A 16,474-nucleotide genomic window follows, 5' to 3' on the forward strand; every position below is an offset into this window, starting at 1 on the left:
CGACGCAGCACATCGCCGATCTCCTCACGACCGGAGTCGAGCTTGCCCGACATCGCTTCCATCTCGCCGTAAGACGCCTTGAAATCCGCCATGATCATTCCCTTCGTCGGTGGGGCCGGAACGTGCCCGGCGAGTCGAGGCTAACCGAACGGGCACACGCTTCCCATGGGGAGGAACACCCATGTGCCGAACCGACGTGCCGTCGCGCCTACGATCGAGGTGCTGCGACGACGCCGAAGGTGGGAGCTCCCGATGACCGAGTACGAGACGATCCTGGTCGAGACCCGTGGCCGGGTGGGCTGGATCACGCTCAACAGGCCCGAGGCGCTGAACGCGCTGAACACCCAGGTCATGCGTGACGTGGTGGCCGCGGCATCCGCTCTCGACGCCGACGAGGGGATTGGCGCCATCGTGCTCACCGGCTCGGAGAAGGCGTTCGCGGCCGGTGCGGACATCAAGGAGATGGAGGCCAAGTCCGGCCTCGAGATCCTGATGGGCGACCACTTCGGCGGCTGGGCGCAGTTCGCCGGCGTCCGCACCCCCGTGATCGCGGCGGTGTCGGGGTACGCACTCGGGGGCGGCTGCGAGCTGGCGATGATGTGCGACATCATCCTCGCCGCCGAGTCGGCCAAGTTCGGGCAGCCCGAGATCAACCTCGGCGTCATCCCGGGCATGGGCGGATCGCAGCGGCTCATTCGCGCCGTCGGGTATTACAAGGCCGCCGACCTCATCCTGTCGGGCCGGATGATGGATGCCGCGGAGGCCGAGCGGTCGGGACTCGTCTCGCGCGTCGTGCCCACCGCCGACCTCCTGGCCGAGGCCGGCAGGACGGCCGAGGCGATCGCGTCCAAGTCGCTGCCCTCGCTGTACGCCGCGAAAGCGACGCTCGACGCGGCGATGGAGGTGCCGCTCGCCGAGGGCCTGCGGCTCGAGCGCCACGTCTTCGCCAGCCTGTTCGACACGGCCGACCAGAAGGAGGGCATGGCGGCCTTCCGGGAGAAGCGTGCCCCGGGGTTCACGAACCGCTGAGAGGTTCGTCCCCCGGATCGTTCAGAGCGGGTCGGGCTGCGGCCGCGGGTCGGTGAAGTCGCCGGCGTCCTTGCGGAACCGCGCGATGATCCGCACCAGCTCGGCGGTGTCCTCGTCCGTGAGTCCCACGCTCTCGAACACGCCTTCGTTGAGCGCGTCGGTGGCGTCCTCGACCAGATCGCGACCGGCATCCGTCAGCACGAGCATCGCCGCACGGCCGTCGATCGGGTGGGGCTCGCGGGAGACCAGGCCGTCGCGGGCCAGACGGTCGACGGTGTTCGTGACGCTCGTCGGGTGCACCTGGAGTCGCGCGATCGCGCTGGCCATCGGCATCCGTCCCGCCCTCGTGAAGGCGAGGAGCCGGAGCATCTCGTAGCGGGCGAACGACAGGCCGAACGGCTTGAGCGTCGCATCGATGCGGGCGAACATGAGCTGCTGCGCGCGGATGACCGATGTGACCGCGGTCATGCCGGCGGCGGCGGGCTCCCACCCGTGGTCGATCCACTGCCGTTTGGCTTCGGCGATCGGATCGATGGGGAGTCGTCGGGTCGCTGACACGGTGAACCTCCTGGTTCTCACCGTAGCGGCTGCCCCGCCCCGCGCCGGGTGCCGACGGGCGCTTTTCGGCCGGTCCTGGGCGGGCCTCCGCCGATTGGGCGGAGACCCGGGCGCGGCCTAGACTCGTGGCCAGCGTGAGGAGATGGCAATGAAGATCGTCGTCCTGGTCAAGGAAGTCCCGGATACGTACGGGGATCGCAAGCTGAATCTCGAGACCGGTCTCGCCGACCGCGCGGCGAGCGAGTCGGTGCTCGACGAGATCGGCGAACGCGCCCTCGAGGTCGCACTGTCGTACGCCGACAAGAACGCCGGCACCGAGGTGGTGGTGCTGTCGGTCGGGCCGGAGTCCGCGTCGCCCACCGTGCGCAAGGGGCTCGCGATGGGCGCTGCCTCGGCGGTGCAGGTCATCGACGACTCGCTGCTCGGCGCCGACATGGGCCTCACGGCGCAGGTGATCGCGGCCGCCCTCGCACGCACCGGGTTCGACCTGGTGATCGCCGGGAACCAGTCCACCGACGGGTCGGGCGGAGTCGTGCCCGCCATGGTCGCGGAGCTGCTCGACGTGCCCGCCGCCACCTCGCTCTCCTCGATCGACATCGGCGACGGGGCCGTGTCGGGCGTGCGTGCGACCGAGGGCGCGACCGCCCAGGTGTCGGCCGAGCTGCCCGCCCTGGTCTCGATCACCGAGGCCCTTCCCGACGCGCGCTTCCCCAACTTCAAGGGCATCATGGCGGCGAAGAAGAAGCCGTTCGAGACGCTCTCGCTCGAGGACCTGGGCATCGAGGCCCACGACCCCCGGTCCTCGCACTCCATCGTGATCGGGCTGAGCGAGAAGCCGCCGCGCGAGGCGGGCGTGAAGATCGTCGACGAGGGCGACGCCGGCGAGAAGCTCGCCGAGTTCCTCATCCAGAACCGGCTCGCCTAGGAATGGCTGACATGACGTACCCCGATGACTCGATCCTGGTCCTCCTCGATGTGACTCCGTCCGGCGCACTGGCCAAGTCGTCCGCAGGCCTGCTGGGCGCGGCCGCCTCGGTCGGCACGCCGATCGCGCTGATCGTCGGAGACGAGAAGCTGGCAGCGGATGCCGCGGCCCTCGGTGCGGCATCCGTCCTCATCGCCGCACCCGGCGACGGACTGATCGTGCCGGTCGTCGACGCGCTCGCCGCCGCCGCCGACCTCGTCCGCCCCGACGCCGTGCTGGCGTCGCACTCCATCGACGGCCGCGAGGCCGCGGGCCGCTTCGCCGCGCGCACGCGCTCCGGCATCGAGGTCGATGCCGTCGGCGTCTCGCGCGACGCGGAAGGCGTCGTCGCCCATCACTCGGTCTACGGCGGCGCGTACAACGTCGACTCCGCGGTCACGTGGGGCGCCCCCGTGATCACCATCCGCCAGGGTGCCGTCGACGCCCGCGCCGAGGCCGTCGCCTCACCCGAGGTCGAGGTGCTCGCCGTGACCGCCTCCGGGCGCAAGGCCGCGACCGTCGCCTCCGTCGATGAGGCCGTCGTGTCGTCGACCCGTCCTGAACTGCGCGGCGCCGCGAAGGTCGTCTCGGGCGGGCGAGGCCTCGGATCCGGCGAGAAGTTCGCGCTCGTCGACCAGCTCGCCGATGCCCTGGGCGCGGCGGTGGGCGCCTCACGGGCCGCGGTCGACGCCGGCTACGTGCCGCAGTCCTATCAGGTCGGCCAGACCGGCGTCTCGGTCGCTCCGCAGCTGTACGTCGCGCTCGGCATCTCGGGCGCGATCCAGCACAAGGCGGGCATGCAGACCGCCAAGACGATCGTCGCGATCAACAAGGACGCGGATGCCCCGATCTTCGAGATCGCGGACTTCGGCGTCGTCGGAGACCTGTTCACCGTGGTGCCGCAGCTCATCGCGGCGCTCGAGGCCAAGAAGGCGTAACCGGGCGTGGCGACCTTCGGAGCGACGATCCGCCGCGGGCTGCCGCGGCGCCCCGGTGGAGAGCCCTGGCCCGCCGCCGGAGAGGCGCCGGTCGAAGAGGAGACCTCCCCGGTCGGAGAGGCGACTTCCCCGGTCGTTGAGCGAGCGGAGCGAGACGAAACGCCCACGGCGCCCGCCTCTCCGGTCGAAGAGGCGACTTCCCCGGTCGTTGAGCGAGCGGAGCCAGACGCAACGCCCCCCGCCGCACCCACGAAGCCGCTCCGTCGCGGGCTGCCGCGCACCCCCGGCGGCGAGCCGTGGCCCCCCGCCGCTTCTGCGGCCGCACCCGCTGCCGCGATCGCGCCGGCAGCGGCAGCCGCCGTTCCGCAGTCGCTTCCGGTCGAATCCGCGCCCGAGGCACCGTCGGCTGTGACGGCGGTGCAGCAGGCCGCGCCCGCAGCGGCAGCCGCGGCGCCGGCCGCGACCGGCGACGGCGCTCCCGCGATCCGGCGCGGGCTGCCCCGCACGCCCGGGGGCGAGCCCTGGCCGCCGCCCGGACTCCTCACCGCACCGACGCCGATCCCTGCTCCCGAGGCCGCTGTCATTGCTCGCCCGGCCGAGGCATCCCCGGCCGAGGCGCCGGCGGCCGCTGCGGTGCCGACGACAGCGGTCGCGGCATCCGTCGCCCCCGCCTTCGACGTGTCGACGCCTCTGCCGTTCACCCGGACGGTGTGGCCCGGCGCGGCCCGTTCGCGCCCGGTGCCCCGTCCGGAGCCGAAGCGGATCGGGCCGTTCACGCGGCTGCAATGGGCCGGCGCGATCATCGTCGGTGGCGGCGCACTGCTGTATGCGGGCCTCATGGCCGTCTTCGCCGTGCGGTGGCTGCTGAGCCTCGAGCCGATGCAGGAGTGGCTGGCGATGTATCCGGGTGAGTACCACCTGCCCGAGGGTGCGCCCGTGGGGTTCCCGGCGTGGCTCGGGTGGCAGCACTTCTTCAACGTCTTCCTGATGGTGCTCATCATCCGGTCGGGCCTTCAGGTGCGCACCGAGAAGCGGCCCACCGTCTTCTGGTCGCCGCGCACCAACGGCCGCCGCAAGATCAGCCTGAACCTGTGGTTCCACCAGTCGCTCGACATCCTGTGGATCGTCAACGGCGTGATCTTCGTCGTGCTCCTCATCGTCAGCGGGCAGTGGATGCGAATCGTGCCGACCTCGTGGGAGGTGTTCCCGAACGCGCTCAGCGCGGCGCTGCAGTACGTGTCGCTGGAGTGGCCGACGGAGAACGGCTGGGTCAACTACAACGCGCTGCAGCAGCTCGCGTACTTCGCCACCGTGTTCGTCGCCGCACCGCTCGCCATCGTCACGGGCGTCCGGATGAGCGGCATCTGGCCGAAGGACGCCAAGGCGCTGAACCGGGCGTACCCGGTCGAGTGGGCGCGGGCGGTGCACTTCCCGGTGATGCTGTACTTCGTCGCGTTCATCTTCGTGCACGTCGTGCTCGTGTTCGCCACCGGGGCGCTGCGCAACCTCAACCACATGTACGCCGCACAGGGCTCGGTGGACCCGGATGCCTACGCGATGAACTGGACCGGGTTCTGGATCTTCGCCGTGTCGATGCTGGTCATCGTCGGCGCGTGGGTGGCCGCCCGGCCGCTCATCCTCGCTCCGATCGCCCGCCTGTTCGGCAAGGTCTCCGGGCGCTGAGAGCGCGTCGACCGCGGACCGGGGGATAACCCGAACCGGATCCTCTGGCTGGCTCGGGAGCGCTCGGCGGCCCTGCGCCCTACCGTGGGGATATGAGCTCTCCTCCTGCTGCGCCCGTCCCTTCGGTGGTCGCTCCGGCGCGCGTCACTGCGGCGATCGCCCATCTCGCGGCGCTCGGAGTCATCGGACCCGTCGTCTTCACGCTCCTCATCACCTTCCTCGGACTCGGCGTGGGCCTCCTGCCGGTGCTCGGCATCGGCATCCTCTTCCTGCTCGCGGTCGTCTACATGATCTACGGCGTCGGCTGGTTCGAGACCGCCCGGGTCGACGGGCTCTACGGCTTCGGCCTGCCCCTGCGCCGCCTGCGGACGAGCGGCCGCCCCGGCTTCGGCGGCTTCCTGCGCACCCTGTGGATGCAGCTCACCGACCCGTGGAGCTGGCGCGGCGTCGCGAGCTTCGCCATCGCGACCATCCTCGGATGGATCGTCGTGCTGCTGGTGAGCGTGTTCGCCTCGGGTGTGGTGCTGTCCTTCGCCCCGCTCTTCGCCGACGGCAACGCGATCCCGCTGGCCCGCACGGGCATCTACGTCCCGCTGGCCTGGGCGGTTCCGGTCGGTGTGGTGTCGGCGCTCGTCGCACTCGCGGCCATCGTGGGCCTCGCCATCCTGCACGGCACGCTGACCCGCGCCGTCCTCGTGCCCTCGCAGGAGGCGCAGCTCGCCGAGGCTGCGCGCACCTCGAGCGCGCAGCACGCCGGTGCCGTCCGCGCCGCAGACGTCGAGCGCACCCGCATCGAGCGCGACCTCCACGACGGCGTGCAGCCGCGCCTGGTGTCCGTCGGCATGACGCTCGGCCTCGCCCAGCAGAAGATCGACGCCGACCCGGAGGCCGCCAAGGCGCTGATCTCCGAGGCGCACACCTCGACGAAGGCGGCCATCACCGAGCTGCGACAGCTGGCGCGCGGCATCCACACGTCGGTGCTCGACGACCGTGGGCTCGACGCGGCGCTCTCGGCGCTCGCCGGGCGCTCGGTCGTGCCGGTGCACCTCGACGTGCGTCTCGACGGCCGCTGCAGCCGGGATGCCGAGGCCGCCGCGTACTTCGCGATCGCCGAGGCCCTCACCAACGCCGCGAAGCACGCCCGCGCGACCGAGGTCCGTGTCGTCGTACGCCGCCGCGACGCCGGCGTGCTCTGGGCACGGGTCGAGGACGACGGCGTCGGCGGCGCCCGGATCATCGCCGGGGGCGGACTCGACGGGATCGTCAACCGCATCCTGGCCGCCGGCGGCGAAGCGCGCATCGACAGCCCGGCCGGCGGACCGACCTCCGTGGAGGTGACCCTGCCGTGCGGATCCTGATCTGCGAGGACTCGGCGCTGCTGCGCGAGGGGCTCGTCCGCGTCCTCGAGGACGCGGGGCACGAGGTCGTCGCGGGGCTCGCGGACGCGGGCCGGCTCGACGAAATGGTCGATGCCCGCGCGCCCGAACTCTGCATCATCGACGTCCGGCTCCCGCCGACCTGGACCGACGAGGGGATCCGGGCCGCTCTCGCGCTGCGCGCCCGGCTGCCGCAGCTCGCCGTGCTCGTGCTGTCGCAGTACGTCGAGGAGCGCTACGCCGCCGACCTCGTCACGGCGAAGGGGGGAGCGCTCGGCTATCTCCTCAAGGACCGGGTCGCCGACGTCGCCGAGTTCCTCGAGACGATCGAGCGCATCGGCAACGGCGCCACCGTCCTCGACCCCGAGGTCGTCGCGCAGCTGCTCAGCCGCCGCACGCGAGATGAGCGGATGCTGCGCCTCACCGACCGCGAGTCCTCGGTGCTCGCACTCATCGCCGAAGGGCGCTCGAACCAGTCGATCGCCCGCACCCTCCACGTGACGGAGGGGAGCGTCGAGAAGCACATCACCGCCGTCTTCCAGAAGCTCGGGCTCGAGCCCGACGAATCCGGCAACCGCCGGGTGCTGGCCGCGCTCGCCCACCTCGAGCACGGCACTCCCCGGCCGCCCTCCGACTCAGGCGGCATCTCGCCGCAGGCAGGAACGAACCGATGACCTCCACAGTGACGCCGCCTCCCGCACCCCCGGCCCCCTCCGGTCCGCCGCCGTCGGGGGCGGGCCCCTCGACGGGGGCATCCCGGGTGATCGCGATCCTGGTGATCGTGTTCGGCTCGCTCGTCGTGCTCGGCGCGCTCACCTCCGCCGTGGTGGCCACCATCGCCGCGGCATCCGTCCACACCTCCTCGCGCTCGGTGCCGGTCGACGGGGTGACGCAGCTCGATGTCGACGTCGCCTCCGGATCGCTGCGCCTGCAGTTCGCGGACGTGGCCGAGGCGGAGCTCGAGGTCACGAGCGCGTGGGGCACCGACCGGTGGGTGCTCTCGCAAGAGGGCGACACCTTGGTCGTGTCGTCGCCGCAGGGCTTCTTCGCCGGCGGCTGGCTCTTCGGCGGAAGCGGAGACGCCGTGCTGCGCCTGCCGCGTGCCGTCGAAGGGGCCGATGCGGACCTGACCCTGGCCGCGGGCGACCTGCGCGCCGAGGGCGAGTTCGGCGAGCTCGGCCTCGACCTCGGCGCCGGACGAGCCGTGGTCATCGGGGCCGCGACCGACCTCGATGCGCAGGTCAGCGCCGGGAGCGCCGAACTGGAGCTCGCCGACGTCGACGACGTCTCGCTCAGCGTCAGCGCAGGATCGCTGGACGCCCAGCTCTCGGGCTCGCAGCCGGGTGCGATCGTGGCCGATGTCAGTGCCGGCCGACTGCAGCTCACCGTCCCGGACGGCTCCTACGACGTGACGTCGGACGTATCCGCCGGCGACTTCGAGAGCACCGTGCCGTCGTCACCCGGAGCGCGGAGCACCATCCGGGTGGAGCTCTCCGCCGGCCAGGCGACGCTGCGCGTCGAGTGAGAAGAGGCTAGTCGCCGGGGGAGGCGGAGGCGGCGCCCGCCGCGAATCCCTCGGCGTAGGCCTCGTCGGCGCCGAGGCGGAACATGTCCCGCTCGAGAGGGCGGACGATCGAGCGGGCCCCGGGAAGATCCAGGGATCCCACGAGGTCGGCGCGTCCGCGCACGACCGCGACCGGGAGGCGGGAGGTCTTGCCCTTCACGAGATCGGCCGCGGCGGCGAGCTCGTCCGCGACGCACGGCATGGTGACCACGAGAGCGCGGCCCTCGGCATCCGTCCCCCCGCGGTAGTCCTCGAACACGTGCACGCCTGCGGCTCCGATCGCATGATCGGTCTGGCCCTCGCGCCAGGCACGGCCGAGCGTGTCGGAGACGATCACGCCCACGTCGACCCCCAGGCGCTCGCGCAGGCCGCCGGCGATGAGGCGCGCGGACAGGTCCGGGTTTTCCGGCAGCAGGAGGATCGTCCCCTCGGGGGTGTTCGAGGCGTCGACGCCGGCCGCGGCCGACACCATGCCGAGCCGGTTCTGCACGATGCGCGTCGTGCCGCCGTTCGGCGTGGGACGGGATGCCACGATCCGCACGGTCTCCGCCGTGATGGCGTCCTCGCGATCATCGGCCGCGACGATGCGCCCTTCGGCCTTCGAGACGATCTTCGACGTCACCACGACGATGTCGCCGTCCGCGAGGTCGACTGCCGCGGCATCCGCGATCATCGCGACGAGGTCATCCCCCGGCGTGATCTCGGGGATCCCGTCGAGGGGCCAGACCTGCAGCACGTCGGGAGGGGTCAGCGGACGAAGCGGACCTCGGTGAGCGTCTCACCCAGGAACGGCTCGGTGTGCGAGGCGCCGTCGAGCGTGAACCCGTTGCGCGTGTAGAAGCGGTGTGCTCGGGGGTTGTCGTCGGCGACCCAGAGATACAGCGGCTCATCGGCCTCGACGACGGCGTCGAACAGCCGCTGGCCGATCCCCGTGCCGTGCTGCGCGTCGAGCAGGTAGATGAAGTAGAGCTCCCGGAAGCGAGGTGCGTCCTTGTCTCGTGCCGGGCCGGAACCCGCGAAACCGACGATCTCGCCGTTCACCAGGGCGGCGTACATCTTGAAGTCGGGACCCTGGGCGGCCCAGTGGGTCCAGAGCTCGGCGAGGCGACGTGGCGACACGGCCTCGAGAGCGGCCTTGCTGATGAGGTGGTCGTACGTCTCATGCCAGGCGGTCGCGTGCACACGGCCCAGGGCCTCTGCATCCACGTCCCGCACCGGACGGACGACGATGTCGGTCTGGAGTTCGGCTTCCATGGCCAGACTCTACGCTCGCCCTTCCGCGACGCGAAATCGACCGGACGGATGCCGTCGCCCCGGTTATGGGCATGTCACAACGGATTCGCCGGGGGCGCTGACGATAGCTACCATCGCCGTCGTGAACGTGATTTGGCGGACCCTGCTGGTCATGCTCGGCGCGCGGCGTCGCGTTCGGCGCGAAGGGCGTCTCGGTCCGACCGGGGTCGGACGCATCCGGCTGACCACGCTGCCCACCGACATCGACATCCTGATGCACATGAACAACGGCCGGTATCTGTCGCTGTTCGACCTCGGCCGCTGGGATCTGCTGGTTCGGACCGGGCTGTGGGACGTCATGCGGACTCGGGGCTGGTACGCCGTCGTCTCGAGCGAGACTGTCACGTTCCGCAAGTCCCTCGAGCTCTGGCAGCGATTCGACGTCGAGTCGCGCATGATCGGCCATGACGACAAGGCCGTCTACCTCGAGCACCGTGCCGTCGTCGACGGCGAGATGTACGCCCGCGTCATCGTGCGGGCGCGCATGATGAAGCGCAGCGGCGGCACCCTGTCGCACGAGGAGCTGTTCGGCGCCGTGGGATACCCGGAGGGCATTCCCGAGGTCGACGCCTGGGTGCACGACTGGGCCGCGGCATCCGCTCTGCCGCCCACACGCGCGGAGGCGCCGAGCGTCTGGAACTAGGGCAGCCGCCCGCCCGGAGCCCCTCGAGAGGCAGCGGCTTCGGCGGTGCGTCAACCTGCGAGCCGCAGAATTCCGCGGCTGCGGAGGCGACTACTCGACACTCGGGCCGCGCGCAAGGGCTTGGCCGCGCGGCATCCGATGCGGTTTCCTGCAGTGTGTGCGGCCCGGCACCCCCCGCCGGCGCACGGAGGAGGGAGTGATCACATGGATACCGCTGTGCTGATCTGGATCATCGTGGGCGTCATCGCGGTCGCGCTCATCGTCGTCGTCGTGCTGCTGGTGACCGCCCGAGGGCGTCGCGAGAAGCGGGCTGCGGCGCAGCACGACAAGGCCGAGGAACTTCGCGCGAACGCCCGGGAGTCGGAGATGGCGGCGCGCGAGCACGAGGCGCAGGTCGCCCAGTCCCGCGCGGATGCGGCATCGGCCGCCGCTGCCGCCGAGCAGGCCAAGGCCCGCGCCGCGCAGGCGTCGATCGACGCCGACCGGCACGTCGGCGCGATCGACGAGCACGAGGCCGACGCCAGCCGATACCGCGCCGAGCAGGCCGAGAAGCTGCGCAAGGCCGACGAGGTCGATCCCTTCGTCGGGAACGAGCGAGCGGATGCCGTCCCCGCTGCTGCGGCAGACGCCGACGGCCGACGCGACACCGGCGACCCCGGCCTGCGCCGGAGCGCCGCGGACGCCGACGTCCGCAGCACCTCGGATGGCGACGCGTGGAGCAAGACGGACGCCGGCGTGCGCCGCGACCCGGCTGACGGCGACGTGCCGCAGACGACCTCCGCCGAGGAGCGGGTGTACCGCGACCCGGCGCCCGACCAGAACGGCGACGGCGTCGACGACACGGCGCCCCAGCTCCGCCCCCGCACCGACCGCGTCTGAGAGCCGACGGCGCCCCGGGCGGATTCCGCGCCCGGGGCATCGTCGCGCCCGCGGGCGCTCGCGAGCCGATGTAAAGAATAGTTGACACGGATGCCGCGACCTGCGTACGCTCGGTATGTCAAACATTCTAGACACCGGAGGACGACGTGGCCTACCAAGAGCGCAACATCTGGGCGAGCCTCATCGCGAGCGGGATCGGCATGTCGGTGTACACGGTGATCGTGCTGCAGCAGGCGGCGGGCGGATCGGTGGCCGACGTGGACTGGGTGCCGATCATGCTCTGGACGATCGGCGCGAGCATCGTCGGCGCGATCGTGCTCAGCATCGTGTGGGGCATACTCGCGGGGATGCGAGACCCCGACGGCGTCGGCACGTCCGACCAGCGCGACCGCGACATCAGCCGCATGGGAGACCGGGTCGGGCAGGCGTTCCTCGTGATCGCAGGGCTCGGCGTCATCGTCGAGTGCGCCTTCGAGCTGGACTGGTTCTGGATCGCCAACACGATGTTCTACGGCTTCGCCGCCTCGGCGCTGGTGGGCGGCGTCGCGAGCGTCATCGCGTACCGGCGTGGGCTGGTCTGATGGTCAAGCCCACCAGGGTCACGAACTCGATCCGCACGCAGCGCGAAGCCGCCGGGCTCACCCAGGCCGAGCTCGCGAAGCAGGTCGGCGTCACCCGTCAGACGCTCATCGCGATCGAGCAGGGCCGGTACTCGCCCTCTCTCGAACTCGCCTTCCAGATCTCCCGCGTGTTCCGCATGGGCCTCGACGACCTCTTCCACTACCCGGAGGCATGACATGACCAAGCGCCCGCGCGACGCCACGTCGTGGGAAAGCTCGTGGTCCTGATCCCAGGCGGCTCCCAGGTCTCATGAGACAATGGATGCGGCGTGCCCGAGTCGTCGGCTTCCGCAGCTCCGCCGGGCCCCTGGACAGCGTCCGCCGCCCCTTCGCAAGGAGCAAGATGTCCACGCAGAACACCGCGCCCGCTTCGACCGGCTCCACGACCGAGGTCGCGGCATCCGGATCCCGGATCCAGCAGCACCGCAGCTACCTGATGTGCCGGCCCGAGCACTTCACGGTGAGCTACACGATCAACCCGTGGATGGAGCCCGCCAACCCGACCGACACGGCCAAAGCCGTCGCGCAGTGGCAGACGCTCTACGACACTTACATCGCGCTCGGCCACGACGTGCAGCTGATCGATCCCATCGACGGCCTGCCCGACATGGTCTACACCGCCAACGGCGGCTTCGTGATCGGGAACGTGGCGTACGGCGCGAAGTTCCGCTTCGAGCAGCGCGTGCCCGAGGGTCCGGCGTTCATGGACTGGTTCGGCGACAACGGCTTCGAGGTCGCCAGGCCCGTCGAGGTCAACGAGGGCGAGGGCGACTTCCTGCTCGTCGGCGACACGATCCTCGCGGGCACCGGCTTCCGCTCCACCGGCGACAGCCACCGTGAGCTCAACGAAGTGTTCGGCAAGGAGGTCGTGAGCCTCAACCTCGTCGACCCGCGCTTCTACCACCTCGACACCGCGATCTCGGTGCTCGACCCGGTCGAGGGCCCGGGCGGCGTCGAGAAGGCGAACATCGCCTACCTCCCGGGCGCGTTCGACGAGCAGAGCCGGCGGATCCTGGCCGAGCGCTACCCCGACGCGATCCTCGTGTCTGACGAGGACGGAGCCGTCTTCGGCCTCAACTCGGCGAGCGACGGCCTGAACGTCATCATCTCCCCGCGCGCGAAGGGCTTCGAGGCCCAGCTGCGCGAGCGCGGCTACAACCCGGTCCTCGTGGACCTCTCCGAGCTGCTGCTCGGCGGCGGCGGCATCAAGTGCTGCACCCTCGAGCTGCGGCGCTGAAAGGCACGGAGATGACTTCGATCCAGGCATCCGTCGACACCGCGATGGCGCGCATCATCGCAGACGAGGACGAGCACGTCGCGCACAACTATCACCCGCTGCCCGTGGTGATCTCCCGCGGCGAGGGCGCGTGGGTGACCGACGTCGAGGGCAAGCGCTACCTCGACCTCCTGTCGGCGTACTCGGCGCTCAACTTCGGGCACGGGCATCCCGCCATCCTCGCCGCCGCGCAGGAGCAGCTGAACCGTCTGACGCTCACCAGCCGCGCGTACCACAACGACCGGCTCGGCCCCTTCGCGGCCGCGCTCGCCGAGCTCTGCGGCAAGGAGCTGGTGCTGCCCATGAACACGGGCGCCGAGGCCGTCGAGACCGGCATCAAGGTGGCACGTGCCTGGGGCTACCGCGTGAAGGGCATCGCACCGGATGCCGCGACCGTCGTCGTCGCCCACGGCAACTTCCACGGCCGCACCACCACGATCGTGGGCTTCAGCGACGACCCCGATGCGCGCAATGACTTCGGCCCGTTCGCCCCCGGGTTCGTGCACGTGCCGTTCGGCGATGCCGCGGCGATCGAGGCCGCGATCACGCCATCCACCGCCGCGGTGCTGATCGAGCCCATCCAGGGCGAGGCCGGCGTCGTGCTGCCGCCGGAGGGATACCTCCGCGCGGTGCGCGAGATCTGCACTCGCCACAACGTGCTCTTCATCGCCGACGAGATCCAGTCCGGGCTCGGCCGCGTGGGCGAGACGTTCGCGTGCGACCGCGAGGGCGTCGTCCCCGACATGTACCTGCTCGGCAAGGCGCTGGGCGGCGGCATCCTGCCCCTCTCCGCCGTCGTCGCCGACCGCGACGTGCTCGGAGTCATCCGTCCCGGCGAGCACGGCTCGACGTTCGGCGGCAACCCGCTCGCGGCCGCCGTCGGGCTGCGCGTGGTCGAGATGCTCCAGAGCGGAGAGTTCCAGACCCGGGCGAAAGCGCTCGGCGAACACCTCGAGGCGCGGCTGGACTCGCTCGTCGGACACGGGGTCACCTCTGTGCGCATCGCCGGTCTCTGGGCCGGCGTCGACATCGACCCGGCGCACGGCACCGGCCGTGAGATCGCCGAGCGGCTCATCGCCCGCGGGGTGCTCGTCAAGGACACCCACGGTCAGACCATCCGCATCGCCCCGCCGCTCGTCATCCGGGCCACCGAGCTCGACTGGGCCGTGGAGCAGCTCCGGGTCGTGCTGGCCGGCTGAGCAGGCGATCGGGCCCGCCGGGACGGTCGTTCGCCGAGCAGTCTCAGGGGTGTCCGGCGAACCCCGGGGCCGTGGCATCCGTCGCCGTGATCCCGAAGTGCCGCCGCATCCCGAGGCGCGCGGCCTCGGGATCGCGGGCCTCGATGGCTTCGACGATGTTCTCGTGGGAGCGGTCGAAATCGAGGCTCGAGTGCCCGCGCTCGACGAAGTCACGGCGAGCGCGCATGTCGTCGTCCAGCGCGCGGCTCAGGCCTTCGCGCAGGAACTGCAGCACGGGGTTGTCGACGATGTCGAGCAGCCGCCGGTGGAAGTCGACGTCCGCCTGGTGGATGAGGCTGTCGTCCCCAGCCTCTTCGCCGGCGGCCATTCGCTCGAGCGCCTCGCGCAGGTCAGCGATCTGGTCGGGGGTCGCCCGGCGCGCAGCCGACTCGGCGACGGCCTCCTCGACGAGGACGCGGGAGTCCGCGACGTGCTGGTCGGTGATGTACCCGAGCGATCGAGAGATCGCGAAGAAGCTGCGCACGAAGTCGTACGAGGGCGTGTCGAGGTAGGTGCCCCGACCCTGCGTGCGATGGAGGAAGCCGAGGCGCTCGAGCACCGAGAACTGCTCGCGCAGTGCGCCCCGGCTCATGCCCAGCTCGTCGCAGAGCACCCGTTCGGGAGGAAGCCGGCGTGCGCCCGATTCGTCGACAGTGGCGAGCGCCAGCAGGCGCGCGACCAGCGCTTCCAGCGAATCCGCCACAGAGGCCTCCGTCGGGTGAGTCTCCCGGGATGCTACCGGTCAGAGGTGTCCGGCAGTGTGCGAGAGGTCAGAAGACGGTCACGAACCGTTCGTGCCACCCGGTGGCGCCGTCGGGTGCAGTGGAGGCGCGATCCGGGGTCTGCACTTCGCCGCTGCTGCTCGTGGCCCGGCAGCGGATGAGGTGATCTCCGGCGGTCGCCGTCCACGGCAGGCTCCACTGCACCCAGGTGTCGTCCGAGATCGCGGTGGCCAGCGTCGCGTCCTCCCAGGTGCCCTCATCGATCTGCACCTCGACCCGCGCCACGCCCACGTGCTGCTGCCACGCGACCCCGGCGATCACGGTCTCGCCCGCCTTCAGCCCCTGCGCCTTGCGCGGCACGTCGATGCGCGACTGCAGCTTGATCGGACCGCGTTCCGACCAGCCCCGGTCGGTCCAGTATCCCTTCGCCCGATCGAACCGGGTGACCTCGAGCGCGGTCACCCACTTCGTGGCCGAGACGTAGCCGTACAGCCCGGGCACGACCAGGCGCGCCGGGAACCCGTGCTCGAGCGGCAGCGGCTCGCCGTTCATCCCGACGGCGAGGATGGCGGCGCGGTCATCGGTGAGGGCTTCGAGAGGGGTGGATGCCGTGAACCCGTCGATCGACCGCGAGAGCACCATGTCGGCCTCCGCGCTGGGCTTCGCCCGGGCGAGCAGCTCCCGCACCGGGTACCCGAGCCACAGCGCGTTGCCGATGAGCGTGCCGCCCACCTCGTTCGACACGCACGCGAGCGTGGTGTGGCTCTCTTCGAGCGGCAGGGCGAGCAACTCGTCCCACGTGACGGTCACCTCGTTCTCGACGAGCCCGTGGATGCGCAGGCTCCAGTCGGCGGGATCGATCCTCGGCACGATGAGCGCGGTGTCGATGCGGTAGAAGCTCTCGTTGGGCGTCACGACGGTGGCGAGCCCCGGGATGCCGAGCTCGGCCGACGCCGGGACGGCCGTGGCCGCCACCGCCGGCGTCGGGAGCACCACCGCCTTGATCGCCGCCAGCGCCGTGCTCCCGGCCCGCATCGCGGTGCCCGCAGCAGCGGTGAGGATGCCGGCGGCCGCAGCTACGCCTGTCCAGACCAGGAAGGTGCGCCGGCTGGGTGAGGGCCCGGCGTCGGGCGCCGGGGGCGCGGCGGCGGGGGCGGGGGGCGGTTCGGCCGACCGGGTTCCGTTCGACCGGGGCGCGGCGGCGAGTGCGGGGCGCAGCATCCGGATCAGCAGCCACAGCGTGAGCGCGGCGGTGATCCCCGCGATGGCGGAGGGCAGCCACGACACCGGCCCGGCCTCCGCCCTCGTCATCGACACCACCGCGCCGACGGCGCCGACCACGAGCACGATCACGCGCCCCCACGGCGGACGGCGCGCCTCGAGCACGCCGCAGGCCGCTCCCGCGAGCAGGAGCACGATGCCGATGCCGACGACGAGCGCGATCTTGTCGGCGGTGCCGAACAGGGCGATCGCGGTGTCCTTCGCCCACGCCGGAGCGAGATCGATGAGCCAGCCGCCCATGGCCGTGATCGGTCCGGCGACGCCGAGGATCCCGGCGCTCAGCTCACCGAGACCCACGCCGAGGACGACGGATGCCGCGCCCGCGCCCGCCGCCGCAGCGTCGACCTTCGTCGGTCCTGCCATGGAAGGGAGCCTACGTCCGCCCGCGGGCCGCGAGGCCGACGTGGCGC

General features: G+C 71.4%; 18 protein-coding genes. 13 read left to right on the forward strand and 5 right to left on the reverse strand.

Annotated features, from left to right (window positions below; genetic code table 11):
* Positions 1-252: 252 nt before the first annotated feature.
* A complete protein-coding gene (locus SOM19_RS02675) occupies positions 253-1,029 on the forward strand; it encodes an enoyl-CoA hydratase (protein ID WP_320485005.1) in 777 nt (258 codons plus the stop codon).
* Positions 1,030-1,050: 21 nt separating this feature from the next.
* Here SOM19_RS02675 and SOM19_RS02680 read toward each other — a convergent pair whose 3' ends face one another.
* Positions 1,051-1,587 (reverse strand): MarR family winged helix-turn-helix transcriptional regulator, encoded by a 537-nt coding sequence (locus SOM19_RS02680; protein ID WP_320485006.1) that lies wholly within the window; start codon positions 1,585-1,587, stop codon positions 1,051-1,053.
* 148 nt (positions 1,588-1,735) lie between these two features.
* Here SOM19_RS02680 and SOM19_RS02685 point away from each other — a divergent pair, with 148 nt between their 5' ends.
* The 6 genes from SOM19_RS02685 to SOM19_RS02710 all read left to right on the forward strand — a co-directional run bounded on the left by SOM19_RS02685 (position 1,736) and on the right by SOM19_RS02710 (position 8,073).
* Complete coding sequence (locus SOM19_RS02685) at positions 1,736-2,512, forward strand: electron transfer flavoprotein subunit beta/FixA family protein (protein ID WP_320485007.1); 777 nt, start codon at positions 1,736-1,738, stop codon at positions 2,510-2,512.
* Positions 2,513-2,523: 11 nt separating this feature from the next.
* Positions 2,524-3,489, forward strand: a complete 966-nt coding sequence (locus SOM19_RS02690; RefSeq protein WP_320485008.1) for an electron transfer flavoprotein subunit alpha/FixB family protein — start codon at positions 2,524-2,526, stop codon at positions 3,487-3,489.
* Positions 3,490-3,897: 408 nt separating this feature from the next.
* Positions 3,898-5,172, forward strand: a complete 1,275-nt coding sequence (locus tag SOM19_RS02695; protein ID WP_320485009.1) for a cytochrome b/b6 domain-containing protein — start codon at positions 3,898-3,900, stop codon at positions 5,170-5,172.
* Between the two features lie 92 nt (positions 5,173-5,264).
* Positions 5,265-6,530: a sensor histidine kinase gene (locus tag SOM19_RS02700; RefSeq protein ID WP_320485010.1), complete on the forward strand. Its 1,266-nt coding sequence runs from the start codon at positions 5,265-5,267 to the stop codon at positions 6,528-6,530.
* Positions 6,518-7,222: a response regulator transcription factor gene (locus SOM19_RS02705; protein ID WP_320485011.1), complete on the forward strand. Its 705-nt coding sequence runs from the start codon at positions 6,518-6,520 to the stop codon at positions 7,220-7,222. Before SOM19_RS02700 ends, SOM19_RS02705 begins: the two co-directional genes overlap by 13 nt.
* Positions 7,219-8,073: a hypothetical protein gene (locus SOM19_RS02710; RefSeq protein WP_320485012.1), complete on the forward strand. Its 855-nt coding sequence runs from the start codon at positions 7,219-7,221 to the stop codon at positions 8,071-8,073. The genes SOM19_RS02705 and SOM19_RS02710 overlap by 4 nt, the downstream gene beginning before the upstream one ends.
* A gap of 7 nt (positions 8,074-8,080) precedes the next feature.
* Here SOM19_RS02710 and SOM19_RS02715 read toward each other — a convergent pair whose 3' ends face one another.
* Both SOM19_RS02715 and SOM19_RS02720 read right to left on the reverse strand, forming a co-directional pair.
* Positions 8,081-8,848, reverse strand: a complete 768-nt coding sequence (locus SOM19_RS02715) for a coenzyme F420-0:L-glutamate ligase (RefSeq protein WP_320485013.1) — start codon at positions 8,846-8,848, stop codon at positions 8,081-8,083.
* An 11-nt stretch (positions 8,849-8,859) separates the two neighbouring features.
* Positions 8,860-9,366 (reverse strand): GNAT family N-acetyltransferase, encoded by a 507-nt coding sequence (locus tag SOM19_RS02720; protein ID WP_320485014.1) that lies wholly within the window; start codon positions 9,364-9,366, stop codon positions 8,860-8,862.
* A gap of 121 nt (positions 9,367-9,487) precedes the next feature.
* On the opposite strand from SOM19_RS02720, the gene SOM19_RS02725 reads away from it, so the two are divergent.
* From SOM19_RS02725 to rocD, 6 genes are all read left to right on the forward strand, one after another.
* Positions 9,488-10,048, forward strand: coding sequence for a thioesterase family protein (locus tag SOM19_RS02725; RefSeq protein ID WP_320485015.1), 561 nt, complete (start codon positions 9,488-9,490; stop codon positions 10,046-10,048).
* A 204-nt stretch (positions 10,049-10,252) separates the two neighbouring features.
* On the forward strand, positions 10,253-10,927 hold the full coding sequence (locus SOM19_RS02730) for a hypothetical protein (protein ID WP_320485016.1): 675 nt from the start codon (positions 10,253-10,255) through the stop codon (positions 10,925-10,927).
* 146 nt (positions 10,928-11,073) lie between these two features.
* Positions 11,074-11,508 (forward strand): hypothetical protein, encoded by a 435-nt coding sequence (locus SOM19_RS02735; protein ID WP_320485017.1) that lies wholly within the window; start codon positions 11,074-11,076, stop codon positions 11,506-11,508.
* On the forward strand, positions 11,508-11,723 hold the full coding sequence (locus tag SOM19_RS02740) for a helix-turn-helix transcriptional regulator (RefSeq protein ID WP_320485018.1): 216 nt from the start codon (positions 11,508-11,510) through the stop codon (positions 11,721-11,723). The genes SOM19_RS02735 and SOM19_RS02740 overlap by 1 nt, the downstream gene beginning before the upstream one ends.
* Before the next feature lie 167 nt (positions 11,724-11,890).
* Positions 11,891-12,784, forward strand: coding sequence for a dimethylargininase (gene ddaH, locus SOM19_RS02745; RefSeq protein WP_341850252.1), 894 nt, complete (start codon positions 11,891-11,893; stop codon positions 12,782-12,784).
* Positions 12,785-12,795: 11 nt separating this feature from the next.
* The gene (gene rocD, locus SOM19_RS02750; RefSeq protein ID WP_320485019.1) at positions 12,796-14,022 is read left to right on the forward strand and encodes an ornithine--oxo-acid transaminase; all 1,227 of its coding nucleotides are present in this window, start codon (positions 12,796-12,798) and stop codon (positions 14,020-14,022) included.
* Between the two features lie 43 nt (positions 14,023-14,065).
* On the opposite strand, the gene SOM19_RS02755 is transcribed toward rocD, so the two are convergent.
* Entirely contained in the window at positions 14,066-14,764 is a 699-nt protein-coding gene (locus tag SOM19_RS02755) for a FadR/GntR family transcriptional regulator (protein ID WP_320485020.1), read from the reverse strand.
* A gap of 67 nt (positions 14,765-14,831) precedes the next feature.
* Positions 14,832-16,427, reverse strand: a complete 1,596-nt coding sequence (locus SOM19_RS02760; RefSeq protein WP_320485021.1) for a molybdopterin-dependent oxidoreductase — start codon at positions 16,425-16,427, stop codon at positions 14,832-14,834.
* Between the last annotated feature and the right edge of the window lie 47 nt (positions 16,428-16,474).

The organism is Microbacterium sp. CFBP9034 (genome assembly GCF_034045255.1).
GTDB lineage: Bacteria > Actinomycetota > Actinomycetes > Actinomycetales > Microbacteriaceae > Microbacterium.